Below are 24932 nucleotides of genomic sequence, written 5' to 3' on the forward strand. Positions count from 1 at the left end.
AGAGCCCTGTTGGTGTTTTGCCAGCAGGGCTTTTTTTGTTGTAGGTATAGCAGTGGCTGTTGCAGGTATAGAAATTATATGCCGCGAGCGTCCTCGCTCCTGTCTGCTATAGTGGGGCCTCTTACCTAGGTATAGGTATAGCTTGTTTGCTTTCTAGCTACTGCAATTGCAGGTATATCAAATGATATTGTTTTATAGCTTCGCCTGTGCGGCGGGCACCTACTTTTTTCCTTGATGAAAAAAGTAGGCAAAAAAATCAAGACTCCCCAAACTCGCTGAACGCTCGAACAGTGGAGTGTCATTTAGTGCACCGGGCTGAGGTGAATTGCTTCATAGTAGAAGTGGCAAGTTAGTCTTGCTATACTTGCCAGTGAAATGAGGCACTTAAGACAAGGCTTATACCTGTCTCTGGCAGTAACAGAAGCTCCCATCCCTAGATAAGGAGGGGCAGGGGTGGGTTATAGCAACTGCCTGACCTACCCAAAACCAAAATCTTTTCTTGATGACAGATAGGAAAGCAATAGCATAAATTCTCCCTTGTGAGTAGGGGCCCTCGATGAAGGGAGGGTCAGGTATGACAATGCGAAACTGATTTCAAATTATGGAGCACCTTCAACATTAATAGTTCTAATTGATAGTTCGTCCTCTAAAACAAAAAAGCTGAAAGCAAACCATTGCGGCGCTTCCAGCTTTTTTGTTTTAGCCAAACTTTATCTTAAGAAGCTATTATCTTTTTAGCTAGCTCTATTTCTTCATCCAATATAGTATGCGGTCGGCCCGGGTATACCTTGCGGGTTACTATGGCACCCATACTTTCCAGCTGCTTCACGGTCTCGTCCACCCTGCTGACTGGCACGTGCGAATCAGGGTCGCCGGTCGTGATGAGCACGCGGGTACCTTCGAAGTTGCCTTTGTAGTTACCCGCGTTCAGTTCCTGCCCGATCAGTCCACCTGTGAAGATCAACAGACCGCCGAAGCGCTGTGCGTGCCGGCTCGCGTACTCGGCTGTGAGGCATGCGCCCTGTGAGAAACCGAGCAGGTAGATATCCTTGCTCGCTATACCTTGCGCCAGTATACTTTGCACGGTTTCGTCGATCAGCTCCAGGGCTGAGTCCAGCGCAGGCTGGTTCTGATCAGTCGGCGCCATGAAACTATAGGGATACCAGGTGTTGTTCGTGGCCTGCGGTGCAAAAAGTGTAAAATCTTTTGCTTCCAGTTCCCGCGCTAGTGGCAGGATGCTGGCCGCGGTGGCCCCTCTGCCATGGATCAGGATCAGCGCCTTGCCAGTTTCTGACAAGGGTTTGCCCTGCGTGCCTATGTCCTTTTCGTGTGTGTACATGCTATACCTTTCGTTAAATTTCAGAATATCGCTTTAATCCAGACTCGGCAATACGGCCTCAATTTTGGCTCTGTGCGGTTCGTACTGTGGTGGCAGCAAGAGCTTCTTGCCCAAGTCTTCAACCGACTCATCTGTCGCAAAGCCCGGATTATCGGTGGCAATCTCGAACAGCACGCCGCCGGGCTCGCGGAAGTAGAGGGAGTAAAAGTAATTACGATCTATCTTCTCCGTGATGTTGAACCCTTTGCTCGCTATCTTCTCACGGAACCTCATGAGCACTTCCTCGTCCTTCACCCGGAAAGCAATGTGGTGGTTTGTGCCTGCACCGCCTTCGCCCCGCCCGATATTCGGATTCTCCACTATATCGATGATGTTAGCACCTTCCACCGCATCGGTGCTATACCTGTAAGTGCTGCCTGTCTGGTCCTGCAAGGTATAGCCCAGGATATCGGTCAGAATCGCAGCCGTCTTTTCAGCTTTTAGCAAAGTGAGTGTTACGTTGTGGAAGCCTTTCGTAGCTACGTCGGTTTTCACTTCGTCCGTTTCCCAGGGCTTACGGTTATCTGCATTCTTAGGAATCACCAACTCTAGCAGCAGTCCGTCCGGGTCCTGAAAAGGCAGGTACTGCTCTCCGAATTTCTCCGAAGGGCGACCGTAACTTACCTTGTGCTCATCAAAGCGTTTCATCCAGAAGTCGAAGCTACCTTCGGGTACAGCGTAGCCGATGTGTGTGGCCATACCTGCGCCAGCTTTGCCACGACGTGCTCCCTGGTATGGGAAGAAGGTCAGGATGGTACCCGGGCTACCTACTTCATCGCCATAATAAAGGTGATAGGTGCCAGGGTCATCAAAGTTGACCGTCTTTTTGAGCAGCCTCAACCCAAGCACTTTGGTATAAAAGTCCAGGTTGCTCTTCGCCGAATCGGCAATGGCTGTGATATGGTGGAGTCCTAAGATGCTGTCTTCCATGGTATTGAAAAGTAATTAACTGGTATTAAGGTATACGCGGGGCCGGGTGTTCTATGTCATTCCGAATATGTGTGAGAAATCAGAAGATTATAACTCCCGATTCCCACACATTCGAAACAACACTTAAAACCTTAAGCCTGCTTCACCAACTGTATTTCAGCCTGCAGCTTAATTTCGTCGCTCACCACCACGCTGCCTGCTTCGGTTACGGCATTCCAGGTCAGACCAAATTCTTTGCGACTGATCTTACCTGTCACAGTAAAGCCTGCTTTGTGCTGTCCGTAAGGATCTACCACGGTACCACCAAATTCCACATTCACTGTCACTGGTTTAGTGATGTTGCGGATAGTCAGATCGCCGTGCAGTTTGTAATCGTTACCGCCCACGTTTTCGTAGCTTGTGCCCACAAAGCGCACTTCGCCGTGATTGTCCGCGTCAAAGAAGTCGGCTGACTTCAGGTGGGTGTCGCGCTGCTCGTTGTTGGTGTTGATCGAGTTCACATCGGCTGTGAATACAATGTTGCCGGCTCCGTTAAAATTCTCGTCTTCGCTCTCGGCCTCCACCGTGAACTTCTCGAAATAACCTGTCACGGTGGTGATCATCAGGTGCTTTACTTTAAACTGTACTTCGCTGTGGGTTGGGTCAACTGACCATTTTACGTTTGCCATAATCTTAATTTTATAATTGTTTTAAATGTTTCTCTGCTACAAATCTACAACAAATGTATAGACTTTAAATGTATATACATCAATTATTTTAAAAGGTTTCTTTTGCTTTCAATTTTCCTGTTAGTCGGGTAGCTGATCAGACGTTTATTGCTCTTGTGTATCTGCCCAGATGTGAGAGGACTGGGGATTAAGTATAGTATGTTTCTATCTTACACTGGTAGCTCAGAAGCATGTTCAATTGCTATCTCTACTCTTTGAGGTATACCACACCTTTAACTGGACACAAAAAAAGGAGCTTTATCAGCTCCTTATACCTATGGTGCGTTGGTATACTTACCAAGCTTTACTGCGTGGCGTACTTGGATTTTATCAGCTCCACCATTTTCCTGCAGTGCTCTTTGTCACCGTTGTTTACGAACAGTCGCCAGAGCCCTTCCACGAGCAGCATCAGCACTTCCGATTCCATTTCAGGATCATTGTAGCCCAGCTCTCTGAATGCTTGCACCAGCTTCTGCATCACCGAATGGGTATAGCGGTTGTGGTGCTTCTGCGCGATCTCCTCATCAACAAGACGAAACTGCATACGCCAGAAATTTCGTTCGTCCTCTACCAGACGCTGCGGCATATCCAGCACACTATTGATCAGTTTCAGCGGCTCATTTTCCATGGCCAGACCTTTGCTTTTGTCCGTAATACGCCTGTAACCAGCCTTGATCACCTCTTCCAGTAAGTTTGCCTTGTTAATATAGTGCTTAAAAATGAGCCCTTCGGACACATCGGCTTCTTTGGCGATAAGACTCGTGGGAGTAGCCTCATAGCCCCGATCGGCAAACAAGTCTAAAGCTGTTTCTAAAATATGCTCTTTCTTTGATTTAGACATTCTGTTGAAAGACTAATGGTTTCTAAGAGAATGCAAACAGAAGTGCACTGGCAGCGAAATCTGAAAGCACCTGAATTGATTTTATGCAAAAATAAGGGCTTGCCCGTCAAACTAAAAGCCCGCTGCCTGTAAGCAGAATAAATTTAAAGATTATTTAATAATAAACTATCCTCAGGCTACACTTAATCGCGCTTTATACCTGCTACTCCTGACTGCGGGTTTTACTTTATTTGCTACTCCCAAAAAAATAACCCCACTGATTTGTCTCCAGCGGGGTTCTTATGGTATGCAAAACCAGCAACTGCCAAGTTATACCCTATCTCAGCAAGTTGCGACTGACCTAGCGCATCAAAAACCGGAAGCGTTCAATGTTACGGGTGGCGATACCGGTGCCCCGCACCACAGCACGGAGCGGGTCTTCTACTACGTGGGTCGGCAGTTTCGTTCTGGCGGAAATCCTTTTATCCAGGCCGCGCAGCAAAGCGCCGCCGCCGGTCAGGTAGATGCCTGTCTGGTGGATATCTGCCGAGAGCTCGGGTGGTGTCATCTCCAGGGTTTTCATCACGGCCTCTTCTATTTTGGCCAGCGAACGGTCCAGGAAAAAAGCGACATCCGAATACGAAACGTATACCTGTTTCGGCAAACCAGTCAGCAGATCGCGGCCCTTGATGCCGACGTCTTCCGGCGGATTCTGCAATTCAGGTAGCGCCGCCCCTACTTCCAGCTTAATCCGGTCGGCGGTGGACTGCCCGATGAGCAGGTTGTGGTGCTTGCGCATGTAGTGCACAATGTCGGCAGTGAAGCTTTCGCCCGCCACCTTCAGGGATTGGTCGCAGACAATGCCGCTGAGGGCAATGACGGCTATCTCGGTTGTGCCTCCGCCAATGTCAACGATCATGTGCCCGTTCGGCTCCTCCACGTCCAGCCCGATGCCAATGGCGGCGGCAATCGGCTCGTGCACCAGGTATAGCTCCCTTGCCCCGGCAATGACGGCGGAGTCGCGAATGGCGCGTTTCTCTACTTCGGTTATACCAGAGGGCACGCAGATCACCATCCGGAACGAGGAACCGAATTTTCTTTTACCTCCATTGATCATCTCCAGCATGCCCTTCATCATATGTTCTGCCGCATGAAAGTCAGCGATCACGCCGTCCTTCATGGGCCGCACAATGCGGATGTCCTCATGCGCTTTCCCCTCCATCTGCATCGCCTTCCGGCCAATCGCCAACACTTTGCCCGATGATCTGCTGTAGGCTACAATGGACGGCTCGTCCACCACTACCTTGTCGCCCTGCATGACCAGAAAATTGGCCGTGCCCAAATCGATGGCAATATCCTCTCTAAAAAAATCTAAAAAACCCATTCTCTATGGCGTAAAAATTCTTTCCCGACAAACCTGCGGACTAAAGGTTAAGATTGCCTGCAGCTTCGGGTTGATACAACACCTCCATGATCTCGTACACGATTGTACCTTTTGGCCCCGGTCGCTCTACTTTGTCGCCGACTTTGCAACCCAGGATGGCCGAGCCCACAGGCGCCAATACTGATATCTTGAATTTAGAAAGGTCCGCATCTTTTGGGTATACAACAGTAAGCTCCATCTGGGCTCCGCTCTTCAGTTCTGTCAGCTTCACCAGCGAGTTCATGGTCACTACATTTTCCGGAATCTCCTCAGACGCCACCACTTTGGCTTGTTTCAGCTCCTGACTGAGCGCTTCTACGGTATGCGCACCGCTTATCGCACGCTGCGCCTGTACCAGGCTGTGAAGTCGTTGGAAATCTTTTTCAGTTAGATAAATCGGGTTCATATATTTTTAAATTTTAAAGCTTTATAAAATCATGCAGGTATAGCGTCTTGCCCGGCCCCAGCGGCGGACGCTAAGTCTCCAGCGTGTCGCGTGGAGACGAATTAAAAAAGGCAAACACACAAAAACTCCCTTACCTGCGGCCTTTGCGCTTAGTAAAGGTGTTCTGTGAAATAGCGAATTTTAGAATTTTAAACAGGAATAACCTGTGAGAAGGTATGGTGGCTTTCGCCCGGGGCCGGAGGTTTCCGGCTTAGTTAATGAAGGCCTTGGGAGTTGTATAAAAGAAAAGACAATAACCATTCAGCACATCACTTTGAGATACGTGATGCGATGCCGCTACAAAGCCTGTAAGCGGCTCTGAAAAGAGATGAATTGTTCTATTGGGTGGCAGCACGGTTATGATAGTAATCTTTCAAAGTAACGGAAGAAACCCCATAAAAGCAAGGAAACAACCACTTTACCCCTATACAGCAGGTATAGCGTGTCGTCCGCCTGCTAAAACAGAAACAGCTGCAGTCCATGCCAGAACTGGTTATACCTAACTTCTAGTGTAACCTTCCCAAAGCCTCTCCGCCATATCCCATTAAGGTATAGGAAAACCACAGGTTGGTGTTGAGGTCGTGGGAGCAGGTTAAATGGTGATTGGCTTGTAGCTTAAACTGCCTTATCTTCGTTGGTTTGAATGAGCATGCGCCTCCCCGGCAATGGCATTCATGCTGACCACCCTTAATCGCGCAGGCAAGATTATGATAGAGCTTTCGGCACAGGACTTCACAAGAATTTTGGACCTTCTGGGGACTTTCGCGTTTGCCGTGAGTGGTATCCGCTGGGCTGCTAACAAGCAGTTCGATTGGTTTGGGGCTTATGTTATCGGTCTGGTAACTGCTATAGGTGGCGGCACAACCCGGGATCTGCTGCTAAACGTCCCGCCTTTCTGGATGCAGAATGCCAGTTACCTGATCGTAACAGGTATAGCGTTGCTGTCCACGATCGTATTCCAGACCCAGCTTTTCCGTTGGGGCAGGGCCTTGTTTCTGTTCGACTCCATTGGATTGGGCTTGTTTACGGTGGTCGGGATAGGAAAAAGCCTGGAGGCGGGGCTGCCCTTCTGGGTGTGCATTATGATGGGAACCATTACCGGCACAGTGGGTGGGGTCATCCGGGATGTTTTGCTCAACGAAATGCCGCTCCTGTTCCGGAAAGACATTTACGCCCTGGCCTGTATTGTGGGTGGCATCGTGTATATGATCAGCTATCAGTACGACCTGTCCATCTCCATAACAGAATTACTGGCTGCCCTCACCGTCATCCTGATCCGGGTGGTAGCGGTGCGGTACCATATCCAACTGCCTTTTCTAAACCCCATTGACTCGGAGCGCGGGAGCAGACACAAAAAGGAATAGCTGTTACCGGGAGTAGCTACAGTTATCGGTTGTTTTTGACTTCCCCAATGGTTATGCTTTGCGGATCTACCACGACATACAGTAGCGGCCGCCCTGGCTGTGCAGCCTCTATTTTCGTGCTGTAGAGCGATACGGGCACAAACGCTCTGATCTTAGCCTCCTGCGCCGCCAACTCTTTGATCAGGGCCTGGGCCTCGGCCGTGTTTTTATCAGCGTTTGTTTTGTTCTCAACAAATTGCTTTAACGAATCAAAATCCACCTGCTGCTCGTCGGCCAGGGCAGACTCCGTTACCTGCGCCTTTTTGCGCACATCATAAGTAGCCTGTAGCTTTTCTCTGAGTTCCAGAATTCTGTAGCTGCAAAAGTAAAATTGGTCCTGTGTCATTTCTATGAGTTAAGCAAGGTTGTACATGATGGGATTGTAGCGCTGAACCAGGTCTTCGATGGTGATCAGTTGTACGCTTTGTACCAGCGTGGCTCTTAACCCGCCTATCATAACCGATTCGACTGAGGCGTCTAGTATGAGATAGTGTTCTTCTACCGCATCCTTTTCCTCAAACATAACAGAGTAAAACCGGTGCCCTGCTTCACGACTGTGCAGTTGTATCAGACCTCCTTCAATTATTCCATCCGTCACGAACGGCACAGCTATGCCGTTTATGAAGCTGATATGGTATGCGTTATTCTTCAATAACCGCCTGTTTATGAGCATCAGGTTCTGATTGTCTTCAAAACTAATCAATTCGATAATGCCCGGCTTTCTTCCCAGTAGTTCAGTAAGGTAAGCGGCATAGTCGCTGTAGTTAACGTTGTCATATTTCATGGTTAAAGTTTTAACAGCGGGACGAGTAAAAGCGGGGCAGCCAGACGGCTTGTCGATTTTGGCCATCGGGCCTAGTGGACGTTGAGACTACGTAACAAGTGTAAAGCCGCTAATAGTTTAGTAATAAACGGGTTTATTCCATGCAAAACAAGAAAGCTATACCTACTCCGTTTCGGCAGACGGCAGTAAAAACCAACTATGTGCCCTGAGATGGCCACAAGGGGTATTTAAAAATATAAATATCTTATTATCAATAATTTACAGTTAGCACTTTTGTTTAAACGTATACTATAGTAGGATAATAGAATAAACCTTTTCCTGCCAACATGAAAAACAAGACCCTTTTTATGACGCTGCTCATCGGAACGCTGCTGCTAGCCTCTTCCCATACCTTCGCTCAGACAACGCAAACAGAGCAGGAGCGCAAAACTGAACAGCAGAAAGCAAAAGCGGAAGCTGACAAGCAGCGCCTGGACGACACCTCTGACCTGAGAAAAGAAACGAAGGCTGACGCACGCGAAGCCAAGGCAAACGCCAAAGAAGCCAAGCGCATCGACAAGGAGGCTGCCTATGCGGCCAAGCATGCAAAACGTGCCGACCGGATGGAAGCAAAGGCACAGCGGAACCGCAAAGAGGCTGACAAACAGTCTAAGAAAGCTGCCAAAGCCAACCAGAAGTCAGATCTTAATTAGCACAATAAAGCTTAGCTATACCGTCATGGAAAATAAATATCCTGAGGGGTCTATCGTGTATGCCAAAGTAAACCCTGGCCTGAAACTGGCGGTGAGACGCTACGCCAGGCGCATCTATTACTGCACCAACCTGGAGCACCCCCTGGCAAAAGAGCTTGTGTACTATGAGCGGGAATTGATGGACGGCCATACGGCGGTGGGCAATTAGCCTGCCCACGAGTGGTTACTTGCAGCGCTCCCTATCCCCAAAGGCTTCGATTATTAGTATAGGTATGGAGCACTTTGCAGCGCCTGACAGGTATAGTCGACCTCAATCTGTAGCAGCTTGAGCCATGCAAAACAAAGTTGATGCACATAATGCATGGCTTCGCTGGCCGAAATAACAGCGGTCGCCATGTAAGACAGAAGTGTGAGGCAAGCCGCCAAAGAGGCCGCGGATTTGCTGGTGGTGTTGAGCAGGGCATTGTAGGCTCCACCGTTCAGGAGCAGGGCGCCCACCACCTCTCCGTAGATAGACCAGAAAAGAAAAAGAACACCGCCCACCATCAGCAAGGCAATCCAGGCGTATTGACCGGAATAAATGATGACCAGCGCGGATGCAAACAGGCAGGAGGAAGTTATATCGTTTCCACAGATAGCTGTAGCGTCCAGTTCTCATAGTATAGGCGGGAGCGATGCAGCCACCGCGGTGGGAGTTTCCTGCTGCATAGGACCTTTATAATAATACCATACAGTTTACGGCCTTTGCTGCTGGAGATGTTAACAAATCACAATGTATATCCCTTCCAGGTGAATGAAACTGCCGGCGGCTTTAAACATCGTTATATTAAAACATTTCCTTTTGCCTCTGGCCTTCTTGTAAGATTCCGGTTTGCTATACCTATTACCAATCGTGACGGCAAGGCTCAGGGTTAAAAAGGCCTGATTTTAGCAGCGTTATACACCCGCTTCTAATTAGACTTATTAAAGCAGTTTTTGATCTGAGCAAAGATAGTAACTCATAATTTTACAAAAGTAATACTTCAAGCTGGCATAAAAGGAATGATTTCTGTAGTTTTAAACATGCTACAAAGAATCAACCTCACTCCTCTCAGAGACTTTTTAAAATCCGGATCAGCGGGCGGCTTTATCTTAATGGCCTGCGTTCTACTATCTCTACTTATCGCAAACTCCCCTCTTGGGCCAGGCTTCGAACGCCTTCTCGCACAGCAAATCGGGTATGAGTCGGAAGCGCTGCAGTTAAGGTACCCTATCCTGTTATGGATCAATGACGGCCTGATGGCTATATTCTTCCTGCTGGTAGGACTGGAAATAAAACGGGAACTGGTAGAAGGTGAACTGTCTTCTTTTAGGCAAGCCGCTCTACCCATATTTGCCGCCATCGGCGGAATGTTGGTGCCAGCCGCTGTTTATACCTTGTTCAATCTAGGCACCGCTACTGCAAATGGCTGGGGTATCCCTATGGCAACCGACATTGCCTTTGCCATTGCCGTGATTACCCTCCTGGGCAAAAGGGTGCCGCTTTCTTTAAAAGTATTCTTAATGGCGCTGGCCATTGTTGATGATCTGGGAGCCATTGTGGTGATCGCCCTGTTCTACTCAAACGAAATGCACCTGAACTACCTGCTGTATGCGGCAGGGGTATTCGCTTTGCTGATCGTCTTTAACCGGATGGGCGTAAAGAACATATGGCTATACCTGCTACCAGGCGTCGTGATATGGTACTTTATTCATCACTCAGGTATACACGCCACCATTGCCGGTGTACTGACCGCCCTGACCCTACCTACTACGCCCGACGAAAAGGAATCTCCGCTTGAGAAACTGGAGCATGCCCTGGTCAAGCCTGTCAACTTCCTGATCATGCCTATTTTTGCTCTTGCTAACACGAATATCACGTTTGAGGCGAGCATGCTCGATGGCCTAACCAGTACCCTGGGTCTGGGCATTATTTTCGGCCTGTTGGTTGGCAAACCGATCGGCATTGTCTTGTTCTCGTGGCTGTCGGTGAAGTTAGGTATAAGTTCGTTGCCTGCAGGCACCAAATGGTTACAGTTCGTGGGATTAGGCTTACTGGCAGGTATCGGGTTTACCATGTCCATCTTCATTGCCCTGCTCTCTTTCGATGATCCGGCCTTTCAAACGCAGGCCAAGTTCGCCATACTTGTCACATCCATTATAGCGGGTTTGTCAGGCTACCTGTTCCTGAGCAGGATGGGTGCCAAGAACGAGCTTTCTGAGGTGCCTATCACGCGGGAAGAGCCAGTTTCGCAAGAAGGTAATCCGATAGCATAAGTACCCGCTCGGGATATTTGCTATTGTTACCAGGTTGCCTGAAAACAAATAAGGCCTTGCAAGTTGTATACCTGCAAGGCCTTATTTGTTTTAGATGTGGCTTTGGATCAACTGTTTTACCGGCGCTTTACCTTATAAAACAAAAAGCTCCTGTACAGGGCGTACAGGAGCTTTTTAAATACTTTTGTGGAGTAGCAGGGATTCGAACCCTGGTCCAGACAAGGAAACCGACGGGCTTTCTACATGCTTAGACTTATTCGAATTGTCGGGAGCTTGCAAGTATAAGTCAAACTTATGCGCACTCCTTAGATGCTTTATTTCGCCTGTGCACCGCACCTTTACACAGACTAGTCAATCGAGTCGAAGCCTCTGATGTGCAAGCAGATTCACGAAACCTGCACGAGACTATGGCTAGTGCTTAATACCTAGATTAAGCAGCCATGGCGTAGTTATATTCGCCAGTTATTGTTCGAACGGATTTTTAACAGGTGGTACGTTCATCACCCGACATGCTTACACGCAATCTGCACAAGCTGTCAATTCCAGTCTACCCCGTAAGTTAAAGAACGAATTCTTGTATTCTATACTTCAAGAAGTATGCCACAAAGTTACACTTTTTTCGGCATATCTCCATCAGTTTGCTGCCTATAAAACACTTTACCCGCACGGTTTGTTTCGTTTTAAGGAATAGAATAACAGACCAGCCACCCTCTCTGTACATTCTCTCCAATAGCTCCTGATTATCAATACGCTATGCGCATACTGTTGCTATACCTACACTAACAACCAATGCGAGCAGCAGCCGTTACAAGGTCAATATCGTGCTTTCTCTATCTTATCACGAAATAGCATCCATATGACAAGGAGTAGTCTGGAGCAGCAGGTAACTGACATGTTGGCAACAGCCGGCATCACCGTGAACGGCCCTAACCCCTGGGATATTCAGGTGCATGACAATCGCTTTTTCAAACGGGTGCTCAGCCAGGGCTCCCTTGGGCTGGGCGAGTCGTACATGGACGGTTGGTGGCACTGCGACCGGATAGATGAGTTTGTGAACAAAGCCATACGGGCCGACTTGTACAGAAATGCCCGGTTCGGCTGGCGCACTGTGTTGGAGGTGCTCCTGGCTAAAGTGATCAACCTGCAACCCAAAGGCAAAGCGGCCCGCAACGCCCAGCGCCACTACGACATCGGCAATGGCCTGTACCAGCGCATGCTCGACAAGCGACTGGTTTACAGCTGCGCCTACTGGAAAAACGCCGACAACCTGGACCAAGCACAGGAGCACAAATTAGACCTGGTGTGCCGGAAACTACGTCTGCAACCCGGGCAGCGGGTGCTCGATATTGGCTGTGGCTGGGGCAGTTTTGCCAGGTATGCGGCCGAAAGGTATGGCGTAGAAGTCGTAGGTATAACAGTTTCGAAGGAGCAGGCAGCACTGGCCCGGGAGCTTTGCAAAGGGCTTCCCATCGAGATTAGGCTGCAGGACTACCGCGACGTACGCGAGCAGTTTGACCACGTCGTGTCGATCGGGATGGCCGAACACGTGGGCTACCGCAACCACCGCACCTATATGCAAACGGCGGCCCGCTGCCTCAAAGACGATGGTCTGTTCCTGCTGCACACCATTGGCGTCAACTTTTCCAAAACCTCCCCCGACCCCTTTATTGACAAGTATATTTTCCCGAACTGCCTCATTCCATCGCTGCGGCAGCTCAGTGCTGCCATGGAGCATGTTTTTGTGGTGGAGGACCTGCACAACTTCGGCCCCGACTATGACCGCACCCTGATGGCCTGGAACCAAAACTTCAACCGGCACTGGCCCGAACTGCAGGGCGAGTATGGGGAGCGTTTCTACCGGATGTGGAATTACTACCTGCTCTCCAGCGCCGGATCTTTCCGGTCACGCAACAACCAGCTGTGGCAGTTTGTACTCTCCAAAAAAGGTATACCTGGCGGCTACAAGGCAGTGCGCTAGGTATAGGTAGACAGGTATAGTAGGTATAAGCTATACCTAAAAAGCAAAGGCCGGTGGAGTGAATCACCGGCCTTGCCCTGTCAGGATAGTTAAACACGCATTATTTCTGCATTACAATTCGGATAAAGGACACGCCTTCGTCTGTTACCAGCCTGGCGACGTACATGCCGTTTGACAGTCTGCCTTTCTCGAACTGGTAAACTTTATGCTCCCCTGCTCTGCCATTGCCCTGTGCCAGCACAGTTACCACGGTACCGCGCATATCCAGCACTTCGAGCTTGTAGCTTCCATCCTGTGTAAGCGTGAAACCAATGTCCGTTCTGGCACCGAATGGGTTAGGAACAGCACGCAGGGCCATTTTCTCAGCGCTGATCTCAGCTTTAGCAGTTGCAGTTGCCGTAGCAGCCAGTCCGCAGTTACCCAAGGCTCCCTTGGCAGCGGTCAGCAGGTATGGCACTGCATTCGGAGCCACGCACTCTGTCACACCGTCTACACATACCAGCACTTTGTCTTTCTTCTTGCCATCGCCGCAACGCACATCTACCACCGTGATTGTGATCGTCTGGTGCTTGATACAGCCATCGCCGTTTACAGCACGCACCGTGAAGGTATAGGTACCGGCTGCTTTCGGTGTGAAGATCACACTGGCGCCTGTCGTTGCGCTCAGACCCTCTGCCCCGCTCCAGGTATACAAGTTGTCAGCATCGCCACCAGCCTGCAGACGCACGTTCTGCGGACCGTAACCCAGGTATAGGTTAGAGGCCACACCACCAGTATAAACATTAGAGGTTGCTACTGCCTCTAGGGTAAGTGGCGTAGTACAGGCGTACGTTTCCGGCAGATCATTAGCCTCTACCTGGTCAAAACGGTTGGTGTTCAGCCCTTGTTTCGCACTGTAGCCCAGACCTCTTCTTGCAAATACTCTCCAGATCAGTTCCTGGTTGGCACCCTCATAGTTCTGACGGTCGGCCAGCAGGATAGCATCACGACCATCTACAAAACCTGGGCGGCAGACCTGCAGTTTCAGACCGTCGATTACCAGCTGCATGGCCATGTTGTTGCCTCCTTTGCCATTGTACAGGTCTTCATCGAAACCGTATTTATCGATCATGGCCCAGGTCAAGTCCCAGAGCATGGTAGACCATACAAAGCCGATACCGTGCGGCTGGCTGATGGCCGCATTGTTGGTGGAAGCATAGGTATGTGGGTTGATGCCAAAATCAGTAGAGTAAGGTGCAGGGCGTATACCGTTTCCGTCAGTTGCCTGTCCTTGTGCATATGTACCGATGCCACGCTTTTTGCTGCCTGTATCACCTGGCTTCATGGTCATCATCAAACCGAACCAGTCGCTCCAGCCTTCGCCCATCTGCTCGGCATTGCTAAGGCAACCCGTTACGGTGCGGCCACCTGTCAGTCGGTTAGAAATGCCATGACCATACTCGTGCACGATGATGCCATTATCGAAGTCGCCATCCAGTTCTGGTCTTCCGTCGTCCTTCAGGCGAACAATCACTTCTTCACCGGCGTCCAAGAGGGCTCTGAGGAGCGCGCCTGCCTCCTGGCTGATCATCACAGCAGGTATAGTAATAGGCATGGTCGGCGTTCCACCCATCGCGATCGGATCTCCAGGAGCGTTGTTGATTACGATCACGGCAATAGCACCAGCTAGTTGGGCAGCTTCCACTTTTTCCGTAAACGGACAGTTTCCTCTATACGCTACTGCAATGTTACCAGCCACAGCGGTAGCGTTTGTCAATACGCCACAGCCTTCCTGCGGTGCAGTGCTCGTACCTTGTCCTACCACCAGTTTACCTACTACAGGATCTGAAGTGAGTTTGCGGGCCCATGCCGCTTCTGTTGCTGGGTAGCTGCCTGCCACTGAAGATGGCGAGGACACCGATACCATGTCGGGGTCAGGTGGGCTGCTCCACAGGTACATCTGCATGCGGGGCGCGAAGCCATCGGCTGGCGTTGAGAAGTTGGCGTTGTTGCGCGAAGTACCGTTGCGGTTGTCCTGTGCTTCTGCCAGAACTGGGTCACCCTGCGATCCGCCTTTGCCATAGTTGTTGAGCTGGAAGTTACCACTGGCCTCGTCGAAGCCGTACTGGTACCACACGTCGTGGATCAAGTTGTTCCAGTAAAACAGGTTAGTGATAGCCGCGTCGCGATTCGTTACTGGTGGTTTCGTAAAATCAATCGGAAAGTCGAAGCTCAGTTCAGGACCTCCGTCGGGGCTGTAGTTAGTGCTCCAGCTGTTATTGTTATTCGGGTCCTCGTAGGCGTAGACGTTGTTGCCACGTGTTCTGGTTTCGGTGTGCCAGCCTTGTGGCGACGCCAGTTGGTCGGCAGCAGAAGTGCTCACAATGGAACGGGGGCCATGAGTAGGGCTCTCTACAGGCATGGCAAATACGTTGTAGGCATTGGACACCCGCACGATGCTTGCCTGAGGAGCCGCTACGTAAGGCGATGCGGTGCTGTGGCTGTGCTCGTCGTGCATAAATTTGCCTCCGGGACCGTCATTCTCGAACTGGCATTGCACCACCATGTTGTCTTTGTCCAGCACAGCGCCTGTCGTGGCATCCAGCCGGATGTTCCACCAGTTCTGAGCGTCCAGTTCATAGATCGATACTTCCCAGGCCAGACGCAGGCTGCCGTCTTCCATGGGCTGGTAAACCAGCTTGGCAGGTATAGGCTCCAGTGAGATGCCGGCTTTTGAGAAGACAACGGCTCTGTTGCGGCCATTGCCGCGCTCCTGCACCGTCAGTTGTTCTTTCATGGCTATACCCAGATGCTGCGCCGCAGCTGCTACGGCTCCGGCTGCATCCATACCCGGCTGGTTTGATTTCACCCGCTTGCCCACCTGTTTCTGCATGCGGTTGCCCATTGTAATTACATGGCCCTCCTTGCTCATACTTATGTTGGTCACGGCACCATGCACTTCAATCCCTCTGTAGAGTTGCTTGATGTACATGTGCTTCATGCCGCTTTTGGGGCTCTCATTTTCGCTGGCCAGCTCCAGCTCCGCTACGTCCTCGTCTTCTAATTCGAGTTGCTTCTTATTTTTCTGAATGTGGTTCAGAGCAGCCTGCGGAACAGGTCTTTGGTCGGATCTACCTTGCCCGTAGGCGGTAAAGGTACCGGACAGGAATACGACCAGCAGCAGGAGCTGCCAGTGCAGTTGTACACGTGTTTTCATGCGCTATGTTTTTAAGTGTTAGACAATCGCGGTTGGAAGGCACGGATTGTTGGCGCGGAGTAATTAACTTATTAAAAGTAAGCACCTTATAGCATGAAAAACAGGAATAATACAAGACAAAAGTAACTATGACAATACCGGTTCGTCGTTAGATAAAACCTAGATAAAATCAATATAACCTTTACCGCCTTGCCAATATCCGGAATACTAAAAGAACTTCCATCTCGCATAGTTTATTTTATATATAGACTCTGCAAGATGCAATTAGATCAATTTTCACTACCTTATGCTCACTCCCATCCACTCAGCACTGTGGATAAACCATTGGAAAACTACTGTATAAAAAGCTCTCCCATCTGAGCATCAGATTGATTATCTTTGTAGGTAATGGAAAATTTTGTAGTATCAGCGCGTAAATACCGTCCGGCCACGTTCGACAGCGTGGTAGGGCAGCACCATATCACCAACACCCTCAAAAACGCCATTAGCAGCCACCATCTGGCGCAGGCATTTTTGTTCTGTGGACCGCGTGGTGTGGGTAAGACAACCTGTGCCCGTATTCTGGCAAAAACCATTAACTGCCAGGACATCACCCCGGAGGTAGAAGCCTGTAACGAGTGCGAATCGTGCCGCAGCTTTAACTCCAACAGCTCGTTCAACATCCACGAGCTCGATGCTGCTTCCAACAACTCCGTAGAGGATATCCGCAACCTGGTGGAGCAGGTGCGCTACGCCCCGCAAACCGGCAAGTACAAGATTTACATCATAGATGAGGTGCACATGCTCTCGAACCAGGCCTTCAACGCTTTTCTGAAGACCCTGGAGGAGCCGCCTGCCTATGCTATTTTCATACTGGCGACCACTGAGCGGCACAAGATTATACCTACTATCCTGTCGCGCTGCCAGATCTTCGACTTTAACCGAATCCGGATCGAGGACATGGTGCGCCACCTGGGCAACATCGCCCAAAAGGAAAGTATACAGGCCGAACCCGATGCCCTGCACCTGATCTCGCAGAAAGCGGACGGTGCCTTGCGCGATGCTTTATCGATCTTCGACCAGATGGTGACCTTCTCAGGCCATAATGTAACCTACAAAGCCACGGTCGAGAACCTGCACATCCTGGACTATGACTACTATTTCCGACTGACAGACCACTTGCTGGAGCAGAACTTGTCGGGCTCACTTTTGCTGTTTGATGAGATTCTGAAGAACGGTTTTGATGCGCACAACTTCCTGATCGGTATAGGCGAGCATTTCCGAAGCCTGCTGGTGTGCAAAGACGTTCAGACAGTGCAGTTGCTCGAGGTGTCGGATAACATCAAAGCCAGGTATGCGGAGCAGTCGCAGAAGTCCTCAGTGTCGTTCCTGCTTTCGGGCCTGAACCTTGTGAGCACCTGCGACACCAATTACAAGAGCAGCAAAAACCAGCGTCTGCATGTAGAACTGTGCCTGATGAAAATGGCGCACCTCAATGCGGCCTTTAGTTTTGCGCAGGAAGGAGCTGAGTTAAAAAAAGCTAAGGTAGCAGCCCCGGCACCAGCCGCTACCAAGTCAGTTGGTGCCCCACTTATACCTTCGGCCGCCATGCAGCAGCAGGGCGCGGCTATACCTTCGGAAGGGTTGCAACAGCCCCACCAACAGGGCCATGTGCCCTCTGAGGAATTGCAGCAGCCCCCTAAGCCACAGCACGTGACGCCCGATGGCCGTTTGTCGCCTCCGCAGGCACAGGCAACCCCTGCTCCCGCACCAGTGCCAAAACGCCCGTCTATACCTGTGCCGCCTCAGAAAAAACTCGGTAAGCTGCCCAGCCTGAAAGACCTGCAAAATCCGCAGGCAGCTGTGGTGGAGACTGCCGTGGCCGAGGAAGAAGACGAAACAGCCTATGGAGCCGCCGCCCCACTTGACCAGGCCCGCCTGAACACGGTATGGCACGCCATCCTGCGCCGCAAAAAAGGCGAGAACATGATGGAGTATACCTTGCTCAACCGCCAGTTCCACATTGGGGAGGGGAATGAGATCGTGCTGCACCTGGAGAACCACGTGATGATGGACCAGTTCACGAGCCTGCGCCCGGAGATTCTCCGCGAGTTGAAGCAGGAAACCGGCAACCGCAGCATCAAGCTTCGGGCCGAGGTGATGGAGGTGCAGGAAGGAAATAAACTGTACACTTCGCAGGACAAATTCAACTACCTGGCCGAGAAATACCCGGTGCTCGTCGATTTAAAGCAGCGTTTCGGTCTCGACACTGATTTCTAATTCAGAAATAATTTTATATTTGTAAAGTTCTAATTAAAACACAAGGTGAGTCACGAAGCTTTCTTTCCGGAAGCTTCGTGGCCCGGCCTTTTTTGTGTTGCTATACCTTATCCTATACCTAACATCACACCCATGAAAAAAGGATTATCGTTGTTACTGGTTGCGTCGGCGTTCACGCTCACGCAATGCAAGAACGAAACGTACCAAACCTCTTCAGCCACTGAAAATGCGGTAGCTTCTACGGCACAGAAGGAGTATAAGTACGAAACCGTTCCAAACGACCCGCTCAACGCCCGCGTCTATACCCTGGAAAATGGCCTGAAGGTATACCTGACGGATTATGAAGATGCGCCGCGTGTGCAGACCTTCATAGCTGTGCGTGCCGGCTCTAAAAACGACCCGGCCGATGCTACTGGTCTGGCGCACTACCTCGAGCACATGGTGTTTAAGGGTACGAGCCAACTAGGCACGCAGGACTGGGCAAAAGAGAAAGCCGAACTCGACAAGATTGAAGCCCTCTACGAAAAGCACCGTCAGACAACAGACCCAGCCCAGCGCAAGAAAATATACCACCAGATTGACTCTATCTCAGGCGTGGCCGCTAGCTATGCTGTAGCCAACGAGTACGATAAGATTCTGGGTGCTATTGGAGCCAAAGGAACGAACGCTTATACCTCAGTAGAGCAGACCGTGTATACCAACGACGTGCCGAGCAACCAACTGGATCGTTGGGCGGCATTAGAAGCGCATCGCTTTGGTGAGTTGGTGCCACGCCTGTTCCACACAGAACTGGAAGCAGTATACGAAGAGAAAAACCGTACCCTCGACAACGATGGTTGGAAAGTGATGGAAACGCTGAATGCTGCCATGTTCCCAACGCACCAGTATGGTACGCAGACCACTATCGGTACAGTGGAGCACCTCAAAAATCCGTCTATCATAGAGATTAAGAAGTATTTTGATAAGTACTATGTGCCAAACAACATGGCCGTAGCGCTGAGCGGCGACATCGAATTTGATGAAACCATCCGCATGATCGACGAACATTTTGGTAAACTGAAGCCTAGCACAGCGCCTTCTTTCACGGTAGCGCAGGAGAAGCCCATCGCGCAGCCGATCATGAAAGAAGTGAGCGGCCCGAGTGCTGAAAACGTGTCCATCGCCTACCGCTTCCCGGGTATGAGCTCGCGCGATGCGCAGGTGCTGAGCATGATCAGTGCTATCCTGTACAACGGACAGGCCGGGTTGATTGACCTAAACCTGAACCAGCAGCAGAAAGTATTGCAGGCCTACGGCTATGACAACCAGATGAAAGACTACTCGGTGTTCCGTTTGGGTGGTTCGCCACGTCAGGGCCAGAGTCTGGACCAGGTGAAAGACATGCTGCTGACACAGGTAGAACTCGTGAAGCAGGGCAAGTTTGACGACGAACTGATCCCGGCCATCGTCAACGACAACAAGATCAGCCTGATGCGTGCCTACGAGCGCAACTCTGAACGTGCCGACGCTTTTGTGACGGCCTTTATCTACGACATTCCGTGGGCGGATTATGTGGAGCGCCCGGAGGCTTTTGCAAAAATAACGAAGCAGGATGTAATGGAGGTTGCCAACAAGTACCTGGGCAACAACTACGTGCTGGTGTACAAGCGCAACGACAAGAACGCAACTGCCCAGAAAGTAGAGAAGCCAAGCATTACGCCTGTGCCGGTTAACCGTGACGCCCAGTCTGCTTACTACCAGTACTTTATGACGCAGGAAGTTTCTGAGCTTTCGCCTGTGTTTGTGGACTACAAAGCCGACATCAAAGAGGCCAAACTGAAAAACAATATCCCGCTCCTTTACACCAAAAACAACGAAAACGGCCTGTTCCAGATGTACTACATCCTGGACATGGGTACCGACAACGACCAGAAACTGGGTATGGCAGTGAACTATCTCCGGTTTTTGGGCACAGACAAATACACGGCCGAAGAACTGAAGAAGGAGTTCTACAAGCTGGGTACCTCCTTTAACGTGTCTGCCGGCGGTGACCAGGTATACGTGACCCTCTCCGGCCTCGAAGAGAACTTTGAGCCGGCATTGGCCCTGTTTGAGAGCGTGCTGCAGAACCCGAAAGCCGACCAGAAGGCCCTAGACGACATGGTACAGGGTATACTGAAAGCCCGCAACGACGCTAAGCTGAACAAAGGTGTTATCCTGAACCAGGCGCTGGTAAACTATGCGAAATATGGCCCGAAGAACCCGTTCACGACGGTATTGCCAGAGAAGGAACTGAAAGCCGTGAAGCCGCAGGAATTGGTGAACCTAATCAAGAGCATCCCGACCTACGAGCACCGTGTGCTGTACTATGGCCCACGTGAAACAGATAAATTAGTGGCGACACTCAACGCAGGTCACATTGTGCCAGCCAAACTGAAGCCGGTACCAGCCGAGAAGGTATACGCCGAGCTGGACATCAAGCAGCCAACCGTATACTGGGTAGACTACAACATGGTGCAGGCTGAGCTGATTTTCCTGACGAAAGCCGACGCTTTTAAGAAAGAAATGGTACCGACGATCCGTCTGTACAACCAGTACTTCGGTTCAGGTATGAGCTCGATTGTGTTCCAGGAACTGCGCGAGTCGAAGGCCCTGGCCTACTCAGCGTACTCCAGCTACAGCACAGCTTCTAAAAAGGACCGCTCGAACTACATCCAGTCTTACATCGGTACGCAGTCAGACAAGTTGCCGGAAGCGATGGCAGGTATGCAGGAACTGTTGACCAACATGCCATTGGCTGAGCAGAACTTTGACCTGGCGAAGGCATCGCTGCGAAACAGTATTTCTTCGGAGCGCATCACCAAGTCATCTATCCTGTTCGACTACGAGCGTGCCAAGCGCCTCGGCCTGGACTACGACATCCGCAAAGACGTGTATGAAAGCGCCAACAGCCTGACCTTCGACCAACTGCAAGCTTTCCAGAAACAGTTTGTGAGCGGCCAACCACAGGCAATTCTGGTTATCGGCTCGAAGGACCGTCTGAACTTTAAAGAGTTGGAAAAATACGGAAAGGTAAAGCAACTGACACTGGAGCAGGTGTTCGGGTACTAAGCCTTAAAGTTATACCTTGAAAATAAAAAGCGGCAGCCTGATTGGGCTGCCGCTTTTTATTTTTATGTCCCCGATGATCTGTACAGTCAACTTAAATCCAATACTCTAACTGTCATCTCGAAAGCAATGAGAGATCTGGATTAGTCCATTGCGCACAAAATCCCAGATTTCTCCCTGAGGTCGAAATGACACATGAAGGTTGCACTTATGGGTGCGTGTTAATCGTACTGCATTTCAAACTTTGCAGATTGGCTGCTCAGGTATAAGAACTCAACTGCTCTTTCGGGAATCTGTGTCCGAATGTATTTTTGTTTGGGACCTCCTTGTCCCCTCGGCACACGGGGATGTGGACATCCCCAACAGATTGCTTTCGGACATGGATGTCCGAAAGAGCATGGGTATCCAAATGACTGTGCCAGTTGCTTTGCAGGTATAGCAGCTATACCTACCAGAAAGATATTTGAAATCAAGAGCCCGAAAAACCGCTTACGCTCAAAGCAGAATCCAAAAAAGTATTCCAATACAAACCCTCCCGCATTTGACTGCATCTTTCGGAGATATTGGATATCTTTATCCAACTGCCCTGCTACAACCATGAACAGAAGAATAAAGCAACTGTCCCGCATCACCAACGAGTTGCAACTCCCCAGAACCAAACGCTTGCTGATGTTTTTCGGGATTGTGTTGATTGGTGTGCTGGCGGGGTGGGTCACTTCAGAAACAACGGACTACCCACTGCCGGTTGCCTACATGACGGGTATCCTGTTTACGGCTGCTTTTCTTTGGGCCACCGAAATCATCCCGCTTTTTGCGACCTCTCTGCTTATCATAGGCACCCAGATCATTCTGCTGGGCAACCCGGGCGACTGGAACATACTGCAAACGCCAGGTATAGCGGCTATACCTTACCAAAGCTTTCTGGCTCCCCTGGCTGACCCCATTATTTATCTGTTCCTGGGTGGTTTTATACTGGCTAAAGTCGGGGTGAAGGTGAACGTGGATGTATACCTGTCGAGTGCCATGTTGCGGATCTTCGGGCTGTCTGCCAAAAGCGCTTTGCTCGGCGTCATCGTGTGCACCACTATCTTCGGCATGTGGATCAGCAACACCGCTACCACGGCCATGATGATTACGCTTACCGCTTCTTTGCTGGCTTTTGTGCCGGCGGGCAACTCGTTCCGCAAGGGCCTCACGCTGGCTATACCTTTCTCGGCCAGCATTGGTGGCCTGATGACGCCCATCGGCTCTCCTCCCAACGCTATTGCAGTCGGGCTGCTGGCAAAAGAGGGGGTGCAAATCGACTTCCTGACCTGGATGGTGATCATGTTCCCGCTCGTGCTGATCCTGCTTTTCATCCTTTTTCAGCTGCTCTGGTACAGGTATAAGCCCGAAGAGCCACTGATGCTGACGCCTGTTGAAACAAAGCCGTTTGGCGGAGAAGGCATCTTTGTCATCGTCGTGTTCACTATTACGGTGCTCCTGTGGCTTACCGACAGTCTGCATGGCATCCCGTCGGCGGTGGTGGCTTTGTTCCCGGCCATTATGTTCACGGCCACGGGACTGCTTTCCGTAAAGGAGTTTAACCGGCTGGAGTGGAATATCCTGTTTGTAATCGCGGGCGGACTGGCACTGGGCCAGGGCATGAACCTCACGGGCCTTGATAAAGTAATTGCTAATTCGCTGCCATTGGAAAGCGAATGGATTGTACTGATCATCTTCACCGTTACGCTGGTTGTCGGCACATTCATGTCCAACACCACCACGGCTATCCTGTTTATACCTATGGCGATGTCGATGGCCCAGCAACTGGATGGCGTCAACATGAAGTTAATGGCGCTCGGACTGGCTGTAATGGCTGGCAGCAGCATGGCGCTGCCCATCAGCACCCCTCCCAACGCCATTGCCTACTCTACTGGTGAGCTTACCTCGAAAGATTTTATCATCAACGGTGTCGTGATAGGTATATGCAGCCTCTTTATCACATACCTCTACTTCTGGCTGCTCACGTACTTTGGTTTTTGGTAGGTATAGGTTGCTCCCGGATGTTTCCTTCTTCCTGGCTTTTTGTTGCGCGTCCCGTTTTTTTGTACATCAGGTATAGCGTGGAGATATTAGTTTTCCAGAAAAACCAATGGTTAGTCCGGTCTATTGCCTGGTTGGTATAATAGGTGTAACCCGAGCCGCTGCAATCGCTATATTAGCATAGGCATCAGGCACTTAACCCCAGGTATACCTGTGTCTGATGCACGTGAAAACGGGTGCTTACTTAATGACTCGGTATATGGAAAACAAGATGAACTACACCAAAGCGATCGTACTCATTATATCAGGCATCATGGCTATCGCCGCCTCGCTCTGGCTGGGCGCAGCGAGTGACGCTTACGGTTTTTTAGTTGGGTATGGCTACGCGGCGCTGGCTGGTGGTATGTTGGGAATAGTGTACACCTCTGTTAAGAAGCAAAAAGTAAAAAAGGAGGAAGCAGTAAAATAAGCCACGATCATACCACAGCTATACCTATGATAGCTGGTAAGCTATCTACTACCATCATCTTCAGTCAGCCTTTCGCATTGCCAGCACTTCGGCTACGCTGGTCCATTTGACCTCCGGATAGCGGTCTTTATCCAGGGGTTCTAGTTTGGGCAATCCGCTGAACATGTCGCGCATGTACTGCATACCCTGCCAGGCCGGGAAAACTTCCTGACTACCCGGTGTGAGTGCTTTAGTGACTTTAATGATGGCATTGAATAAGCCAAGTCCGCCAACACGGAACAGGCTAAACTCATCTCCGGTAGCTTCAGTAGCAACATCTTTCAAGCCACGTGCGCTGAGCACATCGCCGGCAATCCGCAAATCGCGTGGTGTGGTAGGGTCAAGTGCAACGGCTGCGGTAAAATCAGCTGTGTTTTGAATGGTGGTGAAGTCCAGCAACTGGTCGGCATTTCCATAGTACATTACGCGCTTGAGCGGGAAGAGGACAATAGGCGCCTGCCCGGTAAGCAGATCTGCAAACATACCGTTATGTATGGAAGTGGCAGCAATTGGCGTCTTGTCTAATCGCTCTCTAAATTCTTTCCGAAGGTCGAGGTTTCGGTTGTTGCCATAGGGCAGTTTTGTAAAATCAATGGCAAAGTCTGAAGGTATAAAACGAGGCACTCCGGCTGCTACGGCTGCCTTTAACAACAGGCTTTGTATACCTACCATCACGTAATGCAATCCCGACAAAGCTGAAACCACACACGTTGCACCCTCACAGGCCTTTGTCAGGTCAGCGTTATTGTGGTAATCCACTTCAAAGATAATTGCGCCTGAGCTTCGTAGAGCATTCACTTTAGCGGCATAACTATCACGCCGGACGAGTACTCTTACATTGGCTCCTTTCTCCAGGAGCGACCTGGCAATACGCCCGCCTAAGTCTCCTGTGGCTCCCGCTACTACAATTGTCGATGATTTTGAATCCGGAGAATTAGTACTTTCCATAGCTGCCTGCTTGCCTTTGTAGTTTGTAACAGGCTTTTGTTGGAAAAGTTGCGG

General features: G+C 50.4%; 20 protein-coding genes and 1 other RNA gene. 9 read left to right on the plus strand and 12 right to left on the minus strand.

Translation table 11 applies throughout. The annotated features are described in order from the left end of the window. Positions 1-715: 715 nt before the first annotated feature. The 6 genes from AC4QZR_RS12405 to rnk form a co-directional block, all read right to left on the minus strand. A complete protein-coding gene (locus tag AC4QZR_RS12405; RefSeq protein WP_494481192.1) occupies positions 716-1339 on the minus strand; it encodes an alpha/beta hydrolase in 624 nt (207 codons plus the stop codon). A gap of 33 nt (positions 1340-1372) precedes the next feature. Then, a complete protein-coding gene (locus tag AC4QZR_RS12410) occupies positions 1373-2308 on the minus strand; it encodes a ring-cleaving dioxygenase (protein WP_494481193.1) in 936 nt (311 codons plus the stop codon). A 131-nt stretch (positions 2309-2439) separates the two neighbouring features. After that, positions 2440-2976: a YceI family protein gene (locus AC4QZR_RS12415; protein WP_494481194.1), complete on the minus strand. Its 537-nt coding sequence runs from the start codon at positions 2974-2976 to the stop codon at positions 2440-2442. Between the two features lie 343 nt (positions 2977-3319). Then, a complete protein-coding gene (locus AC4QZR_RS12420) occupies positions 3320-3856 on the minus strand; it encodes a TetR/AcrR family transcriptional regulator (protein ID WP_494481195.1) in 537 nt (178 codons plus the stop codon). A gap of 340 nt (positions 3857-4196) precedes the next feature. Next, positions 4197-5219: a rod shape-determining protein gene (locus tag AC4QZR_RS12425; protein ID WP_253402198.1), complete on the minus strand. Its 1023-nt coding sequence runs from the start codon at positions 5217-5219 to the stop codon at positions 4197-4199. A 40-nt stretch (positions 5220-5259) separates the two neighbouring features. Further along, positions 5260-5664: a nucleoside diphosphate kinase regulator gene (gene rnk, locus AC4QZR_RS12430; protein WP_253402196.1), complete on the minus strand. Its 405-nt coding sequence runs from the start codon at positions 5662-5664 to the stop codon at positions 5260-5262. A 704-nt stretch (positions 5665-6368) separates the two neighbouring features. On the opposite strand from rnk, the gene AC4QZR_RS12435 reads away from it, so the two are divergent. Further along, positions 6369-7067, plus strand: coding sequence for a trimeric intracellular cation channel family protein (locus AC4QZR_RS12435; RefSeq protein WP_494481196.1), 699 nt, complete (start codon positions 6369-6371; stop codon positions 7065-7067). 22 nt (positions 7068-7089) lie between these two features. Here AC4QZR_RS12435 and AC4QZR_RS12440 read toward each other — a convergent pair whose 3' ends face one another. Next, the gene (locus AC4QZR_RS12440; protein ID WP_494481197.1) at positions 7090-7452 is read right to left on the minus strand and encodes a hypothetical protein; all 363 of its coding nucleotides are present in this window, start codon (positions 7450-7452) and stop codon (positions 7090-7092) included. A 9-nt stretch (positions 7453-7461) separates the two neighbouring features. Further along, complete coding sequence (locus tag AC4QZR_RS12445) at positions 7462-7890, minus strand: hypothetical protein (RefSeq protein ID WP_494481198.1); 429 nt, start codon at positions 7888-7890, stop codon at positions 7462-7464. Positions 7891-8216: 326 nt separating this feature from the next. On the opposite strand from AC4QZR_RS12445, the gene AC4QZR_RS12450 reads away from it, so the two are divergent. Further along, positions 8217-8582 (plus strand): hypothetical protein, encoded by a 366-nt coding sequence (locus AC4QZR_RS12450; protein ID WP_494481199.1) that lies wholly within the window; start codon positions 8217-8219, stop codon positions 8580-8582. A gap of 25 nt (positions 8583-8607) precedes the next feature. Further along, a complete protein-coding gene (locus tag AC4QZR_RS12455; RefSeq protein WP_253402186.1) occupies positions 8608-8790 on the plus strand; it encodes a hypothetical protein in 183 nt (60 codons plus the stop codon). 53 nt (positions 8791-8843) lie between these two features. Here AC4QZR_RS12455 and AC4QZR_RS12460 read toward each other — a convergent pair whose 3' ends face one another. Beyond that, positions 8844-9233: a hypothetical protein gene (locus AC4QZR_RS12460; RefSeq protein ID WP_494481266.1), complete on the minus strand. Its 390-nt coding sequence runs from the start codon at positions 9231-9233 to the stop codon at positions 8844-8846. A 411-nt stretch (positions 9234-9644) separates the two neighbouring features. Between AC4QZR_RS12460 and nhaA the strand changes: the two genes are divergently transcribed. Further along, a complete protein-coding gene (gene nhaA / locus AC4QZR_RS12465) occupies positions 9645-10877 on the plus strand; it encodes a Na+/H+ antiporter NhaA (protein WP_494481200.1) in 1233 nt (410 codons plus the stop codon). 184 nt (positions 10878-11061) lie between these two features. Here nhaA and ssrA read toward each other — a convergent pair. Further along, positions 11062-11431: a transfer-messenger RNA gene (ssrA, locus tag AC4QZR_RS12470) on the minus strand. 302 nt (positions 11432-11733) lie between these two features. On the opposite strand from ssrA, the gene cfa reads away from it, so the two are divergent. Further along, a complete protein-coding gene (gene cfa, locus AC4QZR_RS12475) occupies positions 11734-12855 on the plus strand; it encodes a cyclopropane fatty acyl phospholipid synthase (RefSeq protein WP_494481201.1) in 1122 nt (373 codons plus the stop codon). A 100-nt stretch (positions 12856-12955) separates the two neighbouring features. Here cfa and AC4QZR_RS12480 read toward each other — a convergent pair whose 3' ends face one another. Further along, positions 12956-16051 (minus strand): T9SS-dependent M36 family metallopeptidase, encoded by a 3096-nt coding sequence (locus AC4QZR_RS12480; protein ID WP_494481202.1) that lies wholly within the window; start codon positions 16049-16051, stop codon positions 12956-12958. 387 nt (positions 16052-16438) lie between these two features. Between AC4QZR_RS12480 and AC4QZR_RS12485 the strand changes: the two genes are divergently transcribed. The 4 genes from AC4QZR_RS12485 to AC4QZR_RS12500 all read left to right on the plus strand — a co-directional run bounded on the left by AC4QZR_RS12485 (position 16439) and on the right by AC4QZR_RS12500 (position 23891). Next, the gene (locus AC4QZR_RS12485) at positions 16439-18310 is read left to right on the plus strand and encodes a DNA polymerase III subunit gamma/tau (RefSeq protein WP_494481203.1); all 1872 of its coding nucleotides are present in this window, start codon (positions 16439-16441) and stop codon (positions 18308-18310) included. 132 nt (positions 18311-18442) lie between these two features. Further along, complete coding sequence (locus AC4QZR_RS12490; RefSeq protein WP_494481204.1) at positions 18443-21400, plus strand: M16 family metallopeptidase; 2958 nt, start codon at positions 18443-18445, stop codon at positions 21398-21400. Positions 21401-21994: 594 nt separating this feature from the next. Next, positions 21995-23425 carry an SLC13 family permease gene (locus AC4QZR_RS12495; protein ID WP_494481205.1) on the plus strand — a complete coding sequence of 477 codons (1431 nt, stop codon included), beginning with the start codon at positions 21995-21997 and terminating at the stop codon, positions 23423-23425. Between the two features lie 256 nt (positions 23426-23681). Continuing rightward, positions 23682-23891 carry a hypothetical protein gene (locus AC4QZR_RS12500; RefSeq protein ID WP_494481206.1) on the plus strand — a complete coding sequence of 70 codons (210 nt, stop codon included), beginning with the start codon at positions 23682-23684 and terminating at the stop codon, positions 23889-23891. Between the two features lie 60 nt (positions 23892-23951). On the opposite strand, the gene AC4QZR_RS12505 is transcribed toward AC4QZR_RS12500, so the two are convergent. Next, positions 23952-24878 (minus strand): NmrA family NAD(P)-binding protein, encoded by a 927-nt coding sequence (locus AC4QZR_RS12505; RefSeq protein ID WP_494481207.1) that lies wholly within the window; start codon positions 24876-24878, stop codon positions 23952-23954. Positions 24879-24932 lie beyond the last annotated feature (54 nt).

The sequence above is a fragment of the Pontibacter sp. YIM B11418 genome, assembly GCF_059278805.1.